Genomic DNA, 14,855 nt, shown 5'->3' on the forward strand with positions numbered 1-14,855 from the left:
CCTTACTCCTATTCTCTTAAACTTCTTCCTGTTAAATTTAAAAATACCCTTTCTAGAGAGGCTAAACTACTATCAATATTTTGTATCTTACACTTTTTGTTCATCATAGTTAAAATTAATTTATCTAAATTTTCAACAGTATTTACAGATGTTATTTCAACTTTCTCATCTGAAATTATAACTTTTTTTACTCCCTCTATGTTAAAAAAGTCATCTTCTGTAAGTTTTTCTTTATTTGCTATATTAATAGAATATACTCTTTCATCCTCTATGTTTTTCTTTAACTCTTCCTTGGTTCCTTCAGCTATAATGGTTCCATGATCCATTATTATTATTCTGTCTGCTATTTCCTCAACTTCTTCCATATAGTGCGTAGTATATAATATTGTAGCTCCTCTTTTTTGTAATTTCTTAATTGAACTTAAAATATGATTTCTTGATTGAGGATCTATTCCTACTGTAGGTTCATCCATTATTATAAGTTTAGGATTATGTGCAATGGCGCAAGCTATATTTAGTCTTCTTTTCATTCCTCCTGAAAATGTCTTTGGCATATCTAATCTTTTATCATAAAGCCCTACAAACTCCAAAGTCTCCTTTACATTTTCATCAAGCTTTTTCCCTTTTAATCCATAAAGACTTGCAAAAAATCTTACATTCTTTTCTGCAGATATTTCTTCATAAATAGCTAAGTCTTGAGGAACTACACCTATATTTCTTTTAATATTCATAACATCCTCAGTAGATTTTTCACCTAAAAACTTAACTTCTCCTTTATCTGATTTTAATACAGTAGATAATATATTTATGGTAGTACTTTTCCCTGCACCATTAGGTCCTAAAAAACCAAGTATTTCTCCTTGTTTTACATCAAAACTTATTCCCTTTACTACTTTTTTGCTTTTGTAACTTTTTTCTAGATTTTTAACTTCTATTATATTTCCCATATGAATTCCTCCTTTTTATAATCTTATGATACAAAAATTTTTCATAAAAAAAATCAACCTTTCGGTTGATTTTAAAGGTTGATTTTTATATCATTATTTAAGATATTATACAAAAATAATTATTTATATAGATCTGCTGCAAGCTTTTTTAAAATTTTCTCATCTAATACTTGAAAATAATTACTTTTCTTCATTATGGCTCCCTTACAACTAAGACTATTTAATGTTCTTAATAAATGTCTATAACTTGTACCTAGAAGCTCTGCTATTTCAGTTAAGTTTTCATTAAACTTTATTATTCTTTCTTCATTATTATCTACTCTTTCACCAGTAGCAAGAATATAGCTGGCTAATCTATTTTCCAAAGGATAAAGCAAATTTATAGAACTATTTTTTGAACATCTATTTAATTTTCCACCTAAAGAACTACAAATAAACCTTAAAAATTTAGCATCATTAAGCAAATACAAGCTTACACTTTTTAAGGATATAGCTAGGCAATATGTATCCTCTATAACCTGCACATTGGAAGATGCATTTTCTAAATTAATGATTTCTACATCCCCTAACAATTTAAAATCATCATAAAAGCAAAGTAACAAAGACTTACCATTACTAAGAGTTGTATATACTTTAGCTTTTCCTTTTACAAGAAAAAAAAGATAATTAAGCTTTTCATCTTCTCTACAAATATGCTCATTTTTTTTGAAAAAGAAAAGTTCTATAAAAGGATTCATATCTTTAGTGAAGATATCATTAATTCTATACTTTGAAATATACTTATCCTTTTCTTTTAAATCATTTATTCTTATCATAGCTTTATTTTTAAACTCCTCATAAATTCTTGTTTTAAGTATGACATATGTCATATCTCTTTACAACTTTTTCATGATAAATTAAGTTTAAGGTTTCACTAGGAGGAATACTAATATGAAGAATAATTTAATTTCAGCCTTTATAGGTGCTTTAATAGCTATAATGACTTTATTTAATGGAACTTTGTCTAATACTTTTGGAAACTATACTTCAAGCATAATAATTCATGTTATTGGACTTTTTTCTATAACATTTGTGCTCTTAATAAGTAGATCGAAAATTAAAATTCAAAAGGAAATACCTATATACCTATATAGTGCTGGTGCTATAGGTGTCTTTACTGTAGTTTTTAGTAATCTTAGCTTTTCAAAGCTTGGAGTATCATTAACCCTTGCTTTAGGTTTATTAGGACAATCACTTTCATCAATTTTTATAGACCATTTTGGATTACTTGGAATGAAAGTTATTAAATTTGAAAAAAAGAAATGTATTGGTTTGTTATTTATTATTTTAGGAATTTTTATAATGACTGTTTTTTAGAGGGGGATTAATAATGTTATATATATTCATAGCAATTCTAGCAGGTGCTTCTATTGTAGCTGGGAGAATAATAAATTCTAATCTAGCAGAAAAAATTGGTATTTTTCAAGGAACTCTTTTTAACTATGTTATTGGATTGTTCTTTTCATTTATATTCTTATTTTTAAGTAACGAAAGCCTAAACATAACTAATACGAAAATAAAGTCTATACCTTTATGGGCTTATCTAGGTGGTCTTACTGGTGTTTTAGTAATTGTACTATCAAGCTATGTTACACCTAAAATATCTTCTTTCTATTTAACACTGATTATTTTTATAGGGCAATTATTTGTTGGTATTATAATTGATTATTTTACTTTAAATAAATTATCCTTCGGTAATTTGCTTGGAGGACTTTTAGTACTAATTGGACTAACTTATAATTTACTCATAGATAAGAATCAAAACATCTAAATTACTTCAATTAAAAATCCAGTATTTTTAATCATCCTTATTTTTGATTATATTTACTTCTTAAATCATATATAAGAACTCTTATACTACAACTTTACATAAGATAATTATCATAGTACAAAATGATAGCATAATGATAACAAAGAGCACTTAATCCATCTAAGATTAAATGCTCTTAATTACAAATTATAATTAATATAAAGGACATGTAATTTCTATATCATTACCTTCACTATCTGTAAATTCTAAAACTTGATTTTCACCTATAATTGTTAATGGAAAAACAATTTTGCAGTTTAATTGTTCTAATTTTTTTAGAACTAAATCAATATCATTTACTTCTAAACTTGGGAGACAGTTATTCCCCCATTTTTTTACTTCATTCATTTTCTCATTTGCAAATAGACCATATCTAAAACCATTAATGTCAAAAACACTATATATATCATTTTTTTCAGTAACTTTTTGTCCTAATAAGTCCTCATAAAACTCAATTGCTCTTTCCATATTTTTAACGCATATATATAATGATCTTAGTTTAAATTCCAAGTCCATATTTATTTCATCTCCCAACGGAAAGTTTAATATATACATCTTTACGAAATATAATACTAACCATATACAAACCCAAACAATTTTTATTTGAATTTCTAATTTTAACTTTATGAACTTCTCCTTTCTCAAATGCCTAAAAGCTTATTTAAATATTTTGTTATTTAAATTACTCTAATCATAACATTGGTAATATGACATCTGTATATCATATTAATTATCAATGGTTAATATCACTTGAAAAATATTTAATTGGTTATAATATTTTAATCACTGATAGTTTTTATATAAGATTTTAAAGTTATTAAATAATACCCACTGTAGAATACTGCATACACTAAAATAATAATTGCAAAGGCTTTATATATTTTAAGTGCCATCATTTTTCCAAGAACTATAGACGCTACATAAGAGTTACTTACTGCTACTATGAATGGTAATCCAAACAAAATAAACAATTCTTCTGATATAGCCTTCTTTATTTCTTTTTCACTAGCTCCTATTTTTTTAAGAGTTATAAATTTATTCTTATCCTCTTGAGCTTCCATGATAATTTTAAAGTATATGATACTTCCTGTAGCTGTAAGAAATACTAAACCAATAAATATTCCAATAAAAGCCATCATACCTGTCATCTTTAATCCATAACTATAACTTTCATAGTAAGTTATAAGATTATTTTTAGGGGGAATTTGTTTTTTTAAATCCTGTATAAAATCCTTTAAAAAATATTCATTTTCAAATGTATATCCTGCAATTTTAAACACTTTTTCTTTAGAAATTGTACTTTTTATTTCGTTATATACAATATCCTTAACAACAAAAGTTTCTTTAAAATGCTCCATTCCTATAAAATATTTCATATCAGTACCTGATATTTTTAGATTATATTTTTTATTTTTACTCATTAATTCTATTATTTCACCAATTACACTTTTATTTGCAGCAAAATCTTTCATTTGAAAAAAATAGCAATCTGTAGAATTTTTTAAAGTTACTCTTCTATTAGTTTTTTCACTATTAGCAATTTTATTGAATTGACTTTCATTTATTATAAAAAATGTATTACTATTGCTATAAAAAGAAACTTTAGCTTTCACCTCAAGTAGTTCTATATTTTTATTATGTTTAACCGAAACTTCTTTATGTTTTTTAACAGCATCTTGGAAAATTTTGTCTATTCTATCATTATCTTTTATATATTCTACAGAAAAAGGTCTCACATATCTTGTATTTTCTTCAACTTTATCAAAAAGTCCAAAACAAGCTATCATAGCGCACAAAGCTATAGTAGTTGTAACTGATATTACACTTAAAGTACTCACATTACTTTTAAATCTATAAGAAATTTGAGAAATAGCTATTAGTTTTGTTCCCTTAAAAAGATTTTTTTCATTTTTTTTACTAAAATATATAATACATGAAGTAACCCCTATAAAAAATAATATAGTTCCTATAACAACTAAAAGCACTACTACATAAGCAAGATTAATATTAAAAGTAATCTTTTTTATTGCTATATAATATCCAACTCCTAAAAAAATAATAGAAAGTAGTGCAATGAAACTAGTTATAAAAGATACCTTTAAATCTTTCTCAGTCTTTCTTGATGCATTAAAAAGTTCTATAATATTACCCTTGTGCATAAGTATAAAGCTATGAATACTTATTAATATAAACATAAATCCAAATACTACGAAACAAACCCCAAAGGCTTTTAAGCTAAGCTGAATTTTTACATCTCCATGAGCCCCTATCATTGTATATAAGAGCATAAGAAAAAACTTATTAAAAATTAATCCTAAAGTAATTCCTAAAAAAAACGCACCAACTGTAGTTATAAAATTTTCTATAAAACTTAAAACAAAAGTCTGCATTTTAGACATCCCAAGTATCATATATAGAGCAAATTCTTTATTTCTGGATTTTATTAAAAAAGAGTTGGAATACCATACAAAATAAGATGAAAAAATTGCAGTTATATAAGAAGCCACAATGAACAAAAGGGTAAGCATTTGCTTACCCTCAAACTCAGATTTTATGCTGTTATTATTTACAATAGATATAAATAAATATAATACAAAAACACTGAAAGTAGAGCTTAAAAAAAATGTCCAGTAATTTTTAAAATTGTTCTTTATATTATTTAAGGCTATATTAAATAATGTCATCAGCGCCACCTCCAATAACAGAAAGAATTCTAATTATATTTTGATAAAAATTCTTTTTTTCCATATCTCCTCTGTATATTTCATTAAATAATTTACCATCTTTAATAAATATTACTCTTTTACAATAGGAGGCTGCAAAAGCATCATGGGTTACCATTAATATAGTAGTACCGCTATCATTTAAGCTTTTAAGACAATTTAAAAGCTCCTTTGAAGATTTAGAATCTAATGAACCTGTAGGTTCATCAGCTAAAATCAAGGATGGCTCAGTAATTATTGCCCTTGCAGCTGCTGCTCTTTGTTTTTGCCCACCTGAGACCTCATAAGGATGCTTGTCCAATATTTCCTTAATACCAAGTTTATAACTTATAATCTCTAACCTTTTTTGTATGGTTTTATAAGAAACTTTCATAAGCATTAGAGGTAAGACAATGTTTTCTTTTAATGTCATGTTATCAAGTAAATTAAAATCTTGAAAAATAAAACCTAGCTTTTCTCTTCTAAAGTAGGACAAACTTGGCTCCTTTAATTTTGTTATATCCTGTCCTTCTATAAACACATCCCCAGAAGTTGGCTTATCAATGGTGGAAATTACATTTAAAAATGTTGTTTTTCCTGAGCCTGACGGCCCCATTATTGCTGTAAATTCACCTTTCTCTATCTCTAAATTTATATCATCAATAGCTGTATATTTCAATCTACCAAATTTTGAACCATAAACTTTTCTTAAGTTGTTTACCTTTAATACTTCCATTTTAAAATACCCCTTATGTAAAAATTACCTTATAACAATTCTACACCATATATAATTAGCATTTAAGACTAAACCTATATTCTAATTAATTTTTTTAGTTAATATATTTAATAGAGTTAAGACAATTCCAAAAATTGTAACAATCAGTGTTACCCAAAAAAGTTCTGGTGACAAAAATGTAAAAAGTAAATAATCATCTAATTTAAATATAATTTTAAAAGGAACTTTTGAATAGAAGATAAAATACCAAATTGCCACAAGTAAAGCTGGTAATATAACTTTCATACAATATTTAAAGTCAAATTTATTATTAGAAATTAAAGAAACAATTCTTCTTTTGCTTGTAAATTGCTTTTTTATATTATAAATAAAATACAAAAATAAAATATCTAGAAAAAATGCTAGCGATAACAATGTTGCTTGCATAATTCTCAAAAATTTAGTCTCATTAATATTGCTTCCTGTAGCCCAATTAGTCCAGACCCCTAGAACATCAGATTTAAAATAGTATCCAGCATCTCCATTTGTAAGAATTACAATACCCCTTTTTTCTTTAGGTAAAAATGCAATTTGAGCATTCCAACCAGTTATATCTCCACTATGAGTTATTAATTTTTCACCATTTTTTAACGTTGTTGGAATAAATCCAAGACCATAAACCCCAAAAGAACTTTTAGTATTTAGTTGAGGCGAAAACATTTTTTCAAGGGAATCTGATTTTAAAACACCTCTTCCAGCACCAGTTCCATTAGAATCATTCATACATGCTGCAGTAAAAGTTGAAAGATCTGCTAAATTTGTATATACTCCGCCAGAGGCATGCTCTATCCAAGGTCTATCTACTATAGCTTTTCCATCGCCTGTATATGCAGTAGCAATGGTAGTATTATCTTTATATTTTCTATCATATCTTGTATGTTTTAAATTAAGTGGATTAAATATTTCTGATTTCATATAGTCTGCAAATTTTGTTCCGGTTACTTCTTCAACAATTAATTGTAAAACCGAAAAACCTCCTCCTGAGTATTGAAATGTATTTCCTGGTTTATTTACTATTCCAACACGCCATTGCTTTCCTGCAATTCCTGAAAGTGATTGTTCTATAGTAGGTAATGGTTTATCCGGATCATATCCAGGAGCCCCTTGTACAGAAAGCCCTGCTGTATGACTTAATAGTCTTCTTATAGTTACACCCTTTGTGTCAAATTTTGATGGTGGAATATGCCAACGAGTAAGATATTTTTCTGCTGGAGCATCTAAATTAATTTTTCCTTGTTCTACAAGATTCATTATTCCCCAAGCAGTAATAGGTTTAGATATAGATGCTATTCTAAAAATAGTATCTTGAGTAACTTTTGTATTAGATTTTTTATCAGCAAAACCATATCCCTTTTGCCATATGATTTTATCATTTTCAATTAATCCTATGGCAACACCAGGTACTTTGTATTTTTTCATCCAATTTGGAAATTCATTATCAAGCCTTTCTACAAATTCATTTGAATCTTTAGATGAATAAATTTTCGAATGATTAAAAACTGTAATTAAATAAGAAGCTGTTACTGATATTACTATTACTACCAATATTGATATTGTAGTTAAAAATAACTTTTTTTTCATTTTATATACCTCCAAAATGTATTCAACTAAATTTAAATATTTAGTTGTATTTCCCTATTTCAGTATATAAAATTCCAAAATGTATCACCATTTTTTTAACTTACATTTTTCTTGTTCATCTTACATTTTTGTAACATCATAATAATCATGCCACTTGGGAAAGTGTATAAATACACTAGTACCCTTTCCATATTCCGATTTAATGTCTATATGATGTTTAAGTTTCTTTGCTAGCTTTTGAGAAAGGTAAAGTCCCATGCCAGTAGCCTTTAAGTTAATATTTCTTCCATTGTAACCTGTGAATGCATTATTAAATATTTTTTTTAAATCCTCACTTTTAATTCCTAAACCATTATCCTCTATAATTAAAACTTTTTCTTTATCATTTTCTAAGGTTTTAAAAATTACAATACCATTTACATTAGAATATTTTAATGCATTTGAAACAATCTGATCTATAATAAAAAGAATCCATTTTTTATCGCTATCCACAGTAAAAGCTTCAGGTACTTCATTTAATAATTTTATATGTTTTTTTATAAATATAATGGAATGTTTTTTTACACTCTCTTTTATTAGTTTTGCTATATTAACTTCTGAGATAGTGTAATCCTTAGAAAAATTATCACTTCTTGAATAATAAAGTACTTTTTCAACATAATCATCAATTTTCTCTATCTCTTCTTCCAAAGGTTTTAAGTTTTCTGTATCAAGACCTTGCTTTTCACAGCTAATTAAAAGCTTTGAAGTTGTTATTGGAGTTTTTATCTCATGAGCCCAAGCAGTCATAAACTCCTTATTTTCCTTAAATTCATTTTCTATATTTTTTACAGTTTCCATAAAATCATTATAAAGGCTATCTATTATTGAATAATATATTTCTTCTTTACAGTCTATAGGTTTAGGTAAAATGGAAGTTTTATCCTCTGAAGCTTCAACATCTAAAAGTTTCTTAATTTGCTGGTATTTTCTATAATAATCTATTGCAATATAAGTAATAAACATAAACATAGAAACAAAAATGATATAAAAAATATTAGAAGTTAAAACTCTATTTTTTCTATCAAAATATATAGTTAATGATATAAAAATTATTTGGAAAATATAAAATGCTAAGAGCTTAATGTTTTCTTTTAGATATTTAATAAAGCTCATTTTATAACATATCCCTGATTTATAATGGTTTTAATAAAATCATTAAGGCCTATTTTATTTAACTTTTTTCTCAGCCTATTAATATTAACTGTTAAAGTATTATCATCAATGAAGTTTTCATCCTGCCAAAGTTCCTGCATTATATCCTCTCTGCTCACAATAGTTTCATACTCTTTCATTAATATATAAAGAATTTTAAACTCGTTTCTTGTAAGTTCAATAGTTTTATCTTGATAGTAAAGTATATTATCCTTTAAGGATAACATAGCACCTTTACAGTCAAGAACATCCATATTGGAATCTCTATAAGAATAAGTTCTCCTTAAAATAGCATTTATTTTTGCATTAAGTACCTCAATAGAAAACGGTTTTGTTATATAATCATCCCCACCCATATTTACAGCCATAACAATGTCCATATTGGTACTTCTTGAGGATAAAAATATTACAGGTACTTTTGACATACTTCTGATTTTACTGCACCAGTAAAAACCATCATAAGCAGGAAGATTTACATCCATAAGCACAAGCTGAGGATTTATATGCAAAAATTCCTGAAATATGTCATTGAAATCTTTTACTATGTAAGTTTCAAAACCCCATTTTTCAAGGGATTTCTTTATAATATTTGCTATTTTTTCTTCATCTTCTATTATCATTATCTTGTACATTAATTCCCCCCCTATATTGTATTTTTATTATTTAAATAATCTTTTCTCTTCAAACTACTAAAAGCACTGATAAAAATCCAAAAATAACTAAGTTCTGACCTTATATAGCTATAATATTTATTAGTTTGAAAACCATTAAAATTATTTAATTTTCCCTATAATAATGTCAATATCTACACTATATTACTTATAATAATTATTATTTGCCCTTAAAATTTTTCAAAAGTGGACTTATTTTAATAACCATTAATAATTATATCACGGCTTATTGATTGAATAAATTAATAATTAATTATATATTTTTTCAAACTAAATTTGGTAATTTTATTGACAAGCTCTCCGCAAAGTTATATTATATATTTAAGTTAATATTGTTATATGTTGTTAAAAGGGAGTAGTATAAAATATAACATCAACATGCCCGGTTAGTTTTCTAGCCTGGTGTTATATACCAAAGTTTGGTTGCAAGACTTTTAATATAATTCTTTTGTATTCTAAGAATTATATTAAAAGTCTTTTTTATTTGCTAGGCAATTATAAATTATTTTAGGGACTTCATATTACCAATAATATCTAATTTAAGGAGGATAAAAAATTAAACTTACATAAGTGTAATTTATAATTTTATATTAAAAAACCAAGCTAAAAAATAAAAATAATTTTTAATAATATATAACCTTAACCTAAAAATATAGATACTATTATTAGTACTGTGCTTTTAGTAATGTTTTACAATGAATTCTTTAACCCTTTAAGCATTTTAATCTATAACTAGAAGGAGGAAATTTTCATGGAAAAATATTTTCATAAATCTATTGAAGAAACTATGAAATACTTTAATGTGAGTAAAAATGGTTTAAATTCTAAAGAAACAAAAAAACAAAGAGAATTATATGGATACAATGAATTAGTAGAAAAGAAAAAAGATACAATCCTTAAGGTTTTCTTAGAACAGTTTAAAGATTTTTTAGTAATTATATTAATAATAGCTGGAATAATCTCTATGGTAACAGGAAATATAGAAAGCACCATTGTAATATTTGCTGTTATTACTCTTAATGCTATATTAGGTACAGTTCAGCATGTAAAAGCTGAAAATTCTCTAAATAGTTTAAAGAAGCTATCTTCTCCTCATGCTAAAGTAATAAGAGATGGTAAAAAAATAGAACTTTTATCTAGAGAGATAGTTCCAGGAGACATTTTAATTTTAGAAGCTGGTGATTATGTACCTGCCGATGGAAGAATAATAGAAAACTACTCTATTCAAGTTAATGAAAGCTCTTTAACTGGTGAATCTGAAAGCGTTCTTAAAACTGCAGACACTATATCTGAAAATGATATTGCCCTTGGTGATCAAAAGAATATGGTATTCTCTGGTAGTTTCGTTACCTATGGTAGAGCTACTGTAGTTGTAACTAATATTGGTATGAATACAGAAATAGGAAAAATAGCCTCACTTATTGAGAATACTCAAGAAAAGAAAACCCCTCTTCAAGTGAGTCTAGATGATTTTGGTAAAAAATTAGCGATGATAATTTTAGTGATATCCGCTTTAATATTTTTACTTGACATACATAGAGGATCTTCTGTATTAAATTCCTTAATGTTTGCTGTAGCCTTAGCTGTGGCTGCTATTCCAGAAGCTTTAAGTTCTATTGTTACTATTGTACTTGCTATTGGTACTCAAAAAATGGCTTCTGAAAATGCTATTATTAAAAAGCTAAAAGCTGTAGAAGGGTTAGGATGTGTTTCAGTAATATGTTCTGATAAGACAGGCACCCTTACTCAAAATAAAATGAAAACAGAAAAAATCTATATAGACAATAAAATATTTGAGTCGAATGAATTTGATTTAAAAAATTCTGTACAAAATCTTTTAATTAAATCTTCAATTTTATGTAATGATTCTACTGTGCAACAGAATAAAAAAATAGGTGATCCTACTGAAATAGCTTTTGTAGAATTAGGTAAAAACTATTCATTAGATGAATTAGATTTAAGAAAAACTTATCCAAGACTTTCAGAATTACCTTTTGATTCAAATAGAAAACTTATGAGTACTTCTCATAAAATTGATGGACAATACCTTATGATTACCAAAGGTGCTGTAGATGTTCTCCTTAAAAGGATAAAATACATAAGAACTTCTGAAGGTATAAAGGAATTTACGAATAAAGATAAGAAAAAAGTTGAAAGTGTAAATTATGAGTTTTCACAAAAGGGATTAAGGGTACTAGCTTTTGCCTATAAAGAAATAAAAGAAGATATTGAACTTTCTATGGAAGATGAAGATAGTTATATATTTTTAGGTTTAATATCAATGATTGATCCTCCAAGAAAAGAATCTTTTGAAGCTGTTAAACAATGTATACACGCAGGTATAAAACCAGTAATGATAACTGGTGACCATAAAATAACTGCTTCCTCCATAGCCTCTCAAATAGGAATACTAAGAAATAATGATGAAGCTATAGAAGGTGTAGAGCTAGATAAAATTAGTGATGAAGAGTTAAAAGATAGAGTAGAAAATATATCTGTATATGCTAGAGTTTCTCCAGAACACAAGATAAGAATAGTAAAAGCATGGCAAGAAAAAGGAAAAATTGTGGCTATGACTGGGGATGGCGTTAATGATGCTCCAGCATTAAAGCAATCAGATATAGGTATTGCAATGGGTATAACAGGTACAGAAGTATCTAAAGACGCAGCTTCAATGATTTTAACAGATGATAATTTTGCAACCATTGTTAAGTCTATTTCTAACGGCAGAAGTATATATAGCAATATAAAAAATGCCATTAGATTTTTACTTTCTGGAAATACTGCTGGTATTTTATCCGTTTTATATGCTTCACTGTTTGCTTTACCTGTGCCTTTTGCTCCTGTTCACCTTTTATTTATAAATTTACTTACAGATAGCTTGCCAGCTATAGCTATTGGGGTTGAACAAACTAAAAATGATTTAATAAATGAAAAGCCTAGAAATATAGATGAACCTATACTTTCTAAAGATTTCTTAAAGGGTATTCTAAGTGAAGGTATATTAATAACAATATTCACCATGGTAGCCTTTCATATAGGATTAAAAGGTTATGGTGAAAACTTAGCAGCAACTATGGCTTTTGCTACTTTATGCTTAAGTAGATTATTCCATGGATTCAATTGTCGTTCTAGCAGTTCTATTTTTAAAATAGGGTTATTTTCCAACAAATATACTTGGATAGCCTTTTCTACAGGATTCTTTTTATTAAATTTAGTTTTAGCTTTTGATCCTTTAAAAGCATTATTTGAGGTTAGCCCCCTTAATATAGAGCATTTTATATATATTTATATTTTAGCTGCTTTACCTACAATAATAATTCAAGCTTACAGATTTGTATTTAAAGAAAAACTTAATTTAAGTCATTCTTTAGCAAAAGGTATTTAATAAATACTAACTATCTAAAATAATAATTTCAATAAAAATTATATTTTAGATGTTTGCATAATATTTAACTTTACTTTAGAATATATAAATAGCCTAGGAATAAAATTATAATTTTTGTTCCTAGGCTTATTTTTAATTACTCATTTTATTGCATACAAAGTTTTTCCCACACCACCATAAAAGAGTATATGCACTTATCCTCCATGGCTATGTCCAGTTAAGGTTAAATCAATATTATAATCTAAAAGATTATTTATGTAATCTGTATCATGCATCAGCAATATATTATAGCTTTTTCAATATTTAAATAATATTAAAACTATCGTTATCATTTAAGTAATCTACTGATTCACAGATTATACTTTCAATAACTTCTCCTTTTATATTTAAAGTTTCAAGGGCAAAATCTGAAAATTTATAAGATAATCCATCGTTTCCAACACCTACACCTAACATCATAGTAATAGAATCCGCTATATGTACTATAGAAACTAATTTAGGATCTTCTTTTGATAATTCTGGTGAATGATGATAACGAATACTCTCTACTAAAGATAATGGAAAATTCCATTTTTCAGCTATTTTAGCTCCTACTTCTCCATGATTAAATCCAAGAATCTCTTCCTCTGCTTCTACAAAAGTTTTTCCCTCTTCATCTACTTTATTTATTATTGTTTGATATTCTTTAGCTACATAATAATTTAATATAGTTTTACCAATATCTCTTAAAAGACCTGCAACATAAGCTTGTTCAGCTTTAGGATATTTTAATTTTTTAGCTATAAATCTTGCTATTATAGCACAGCTTTGAGATTGATTCCAAAGCTCATATTTCTCAAGACCATATCCTCCCGGAAGTTCTTTTACAAGATATTCACTTACTGCTGATGCAAGAGCTAAACTTTTTATTGCTTGAGCACCTAAAAGTACAGCTGCTTCTGATACAGTATCAATTCTTCTAGCATATCCATAATAGGTTGAATTAGCTAATTTCAATATTTTTGATGTAAGACTTTGGTCAGTTAATATTTCCTTTTCCAATTCCTGTACTGTAGAGTAAGGATCTTCCGCAAGAGATATTATCTTATTTATTCCATCCGGTAGAATAGGCATATCTTCAACTTTACTAATTAAATTATCTAAACTTATTTTTGCCATATTTTGAACACCCATTTCATATAAAATATTTTTTATAATATTATATATATCGCTATATCTAATTGAATACTTAAACTTTTTATAGATATTTACCATTTAAAATACTATAGCATTTTGGAAACATATAACTATGAATAAAAGTCTTATCATAAAAATTTATAATGTATGCACCTAATAAATCACTTTAAATTTCTCAAATAGCTTTTAGTATCATAAATACTATATTCTTCAGTTTCATTTTTTTTATTTTCATCTTTTTTCCTTTCATCTTGTTGCATTTGAACAATTACACGTAACTCTTCTGGACTCACGTTCTCTATCTGAGCTAAAATTGATGCATCTGCATCTTTTAAAGCAATTCTTTTAAGGCACTTTATTTTCATTCCATTTTCTACAAGATATAATTTTATTACATTACCTTCTAAAAAATACTTATGAGCTCTAACTTTCTTATTATTTGAAGAAAATTTTTTAATATCAAAAACTTTATTTTTTTCATCATGTTTTTCCGTAGCTTTATTTTTTCTATTTTTAAAAGAATTAGAAATTTGTTCCTCAAAAATCTTATCATATTGGATTTTCACCATCAA

General features: G+C 26.5%; 13 protein-coding genes. 3 read left to right on the forward strand and 10 right to left on the reverse strand.

Annotated elements, in window-relative coordinates; all coding sequences use genetic code 11:
- Positions 1 to 8: 8 nt before the first annotated feature.
- The gene (locus ACYUEW_RS08320) at positions 9 to 947 is read right to left on the reverse strand and encodes an ABC transporter ATP-binding protein (RefSeq protein WP_003486378.1); all 939 of its coding nucleotides are present in this window, start codon (positions 945 to 947) and stop codon (positions 9 to 11) included.
- A 119-nt stretch (positions 948 to 1,066) separates the two neighbouring features.
- Positions 1,067 to 1,762 (reverse strand): transcriptional regulator YeiL, encoded by a 696-nt coding sequence (yeiL, locus tag ACYUEW_RS08325; protein ID WP_042385135.1) that lies wholly within the window; start codon positions 1,760 to 1,762, stop codon positions 1,067 to 1,069.
- Between the two features lie 115 nt (positions 1,763 to 1,877).
- On the opposite strand from yeiL, the gene ACYUEW_RS08330 reads away from it, so the two are divergent.
- Positions 1,878 to 2,303, forward strand: coding sequence for a DMT family transporter (locus ACYUEW_RS08330; RefSeq protein ID WP_003486381.1), 426 nt, complete (start codon positions 1,878 to 1,880; stop codon positions 2,301 to 2,303).
- A 13-nt stretch (positions 2,304 to 2,316) separates the two neighbouring features.
- Entirely contained in the window at positions 2,317 to 2,757 is a 441-nt protein-coding gene (locus tag ACYUEW_RS08335; RefSeq protein WP_003486383.1) for a DMT family transporter, read from the forward strand.
- Positions 2,758 to 2,949: 192 nt separating this feature from the next.
- Here the strand turns inward: ACYUEW_RS08335 and ACYUEW_RS08340 are convergent, their stop codons facing one another.
- The 6 genes from ACYUEW_RS08340 to ACYUEW_RS08365 form a co-directional block, all read right to left on the reverse strand.
- Positions 2,950 to 3,312 (reverse strand): VOC family protein, encoded by a 363-nt coding sequence (locus tag ACYUEW_RS08340; protein WP_042385139.1) that lies wholly within the window; start codon positions 3,310 to 3,312, stop codon positions 2,950 to 2,952.
- A 263-nt stretch (positions 3,313 to 3,575) separates the two neighbouring features.
- Positions 3,576 to 5,480 carry an FtsX-like permease family protein gene (locus tag ACYUEW_RS08345; RefSeq protein WP_460276569.1) on the reverse strand — a complete coding sequence of 635 codons (1,905 nt, stop codon included), beginning with the start codon at positions 5,478 to 5,480 and terminating at the stop codon, positions 3,576 to 3,578.
- Entirely contained in the window at positions 5,467 to 6,234 is a 768-nt protein-coding gene (locus tag ACYUEW_RS08350; protein WP_003486388.1) for an ABC transporter ATP-binding protein, read from the reverse strand. Before ACYUEW_RS08350 ends, ACYUEW_RS08345 begins: the two co-directional genes overlap by 14 nt.
- Positions 6,235 to 6,315: 81 nt before the next feature.
- The gene (locus ACYUEW_RS08355) at positions 6,316 to 7,854 is read right to left on the reverse strand and encodes a serine hydrolase domain-containing protein (protein WP_003486390.1); all 1,539 of its coding nucleotides are present in this window, start codon (positions 7,852 to 7,854) and stop codon (positions 6,316 to 6,318) included.
- 120 nt (positions 7,855 to 7,974) lie between these two features.
- Positions 7,975 to 9,009, reverse strand: a complete 1,035-nt coding sequence (locus ACYUEW_RS08360) for a sensor histidine kinase (protein WP_460276570.1) — start codon at positions 9,007 to 9,009, stop codon at positions 7,975 to 7,977.
- Complete coding sequence (locus ACYUEW_RS08365) at positions 9,006 to 9,680, reverse strand: response regulator transcription factor (RefSeq protein WP_042385141.1); 675 nt, start codon at positions 9,678 to 9,680, stop codon at positions 9,006 to 9,008. The genes ACYUEW_RS08360 and ACYUEW_RS08365 overlap by 4 nt, the downstream gene beginning before the upstream one ends.
- A gap of 790 nt (positions 9,681 to 10,470) precedes the next feature.
- Between ACYUEW_RS08365 and ACYUEW_RS08370 the strand changes: the two genes are divergently transcribed.
- Positions 10,471 to 13,107 (forward strand): cation-translocating P-type ATPase, encoded by a 2,637-nt coding sequence (locus ACYUEW_RS08370; protein ID WP_460276571.1) that lies wholly within the window; start codon positions 10,471 to 10,473, stop codon positions 13,105 to 13,107.
- A 303-nt stretch (positions 13,108 to 13,410) separates the two neighbouring features.
- On the opposite strand, the gene ACYUEW_RS08375 is transcribed toward ACYUEW_RS08370, so the two are convergent.
- Both ACYUEW_RS08375 and ACYUEW_RS08380 read right to left on the reverse strand, forming a co-directional pair.
- On the reverse strand, positions 13,411 to 14,265 hold the full coding sequence (locus ACYUEW_RS08375) for an HDOD domain-containing protein (RefSeq protein ID WP_042385143.1): 855 nt from the start codon (positions 14,263 to 14,265) through the stop codon (positions 13,411 to 13,413).
- A 179-nt stretch (positions 14,266 to 14,444) separates the two neighbouring features.
- Positions 14,445 to 14,852 carry a hypothetical protein gene (locus tag ACYUEW_RS08380; RefSeq protein ID WP_003486400.1) on the reverse strand — a complete coding sequence of 136 codons (408 nt, stop codon included), beginning with the start codon at positions 14,850 to 14,852 and terminating at the stop codon, positions 14,445 to 14,447.
- Positions 14,853 to 14,855 lie beyond the last annotated feature (3 nt).

The organism is Clostridium sp. CTA-1 (genome assembly GCF_054768215.1).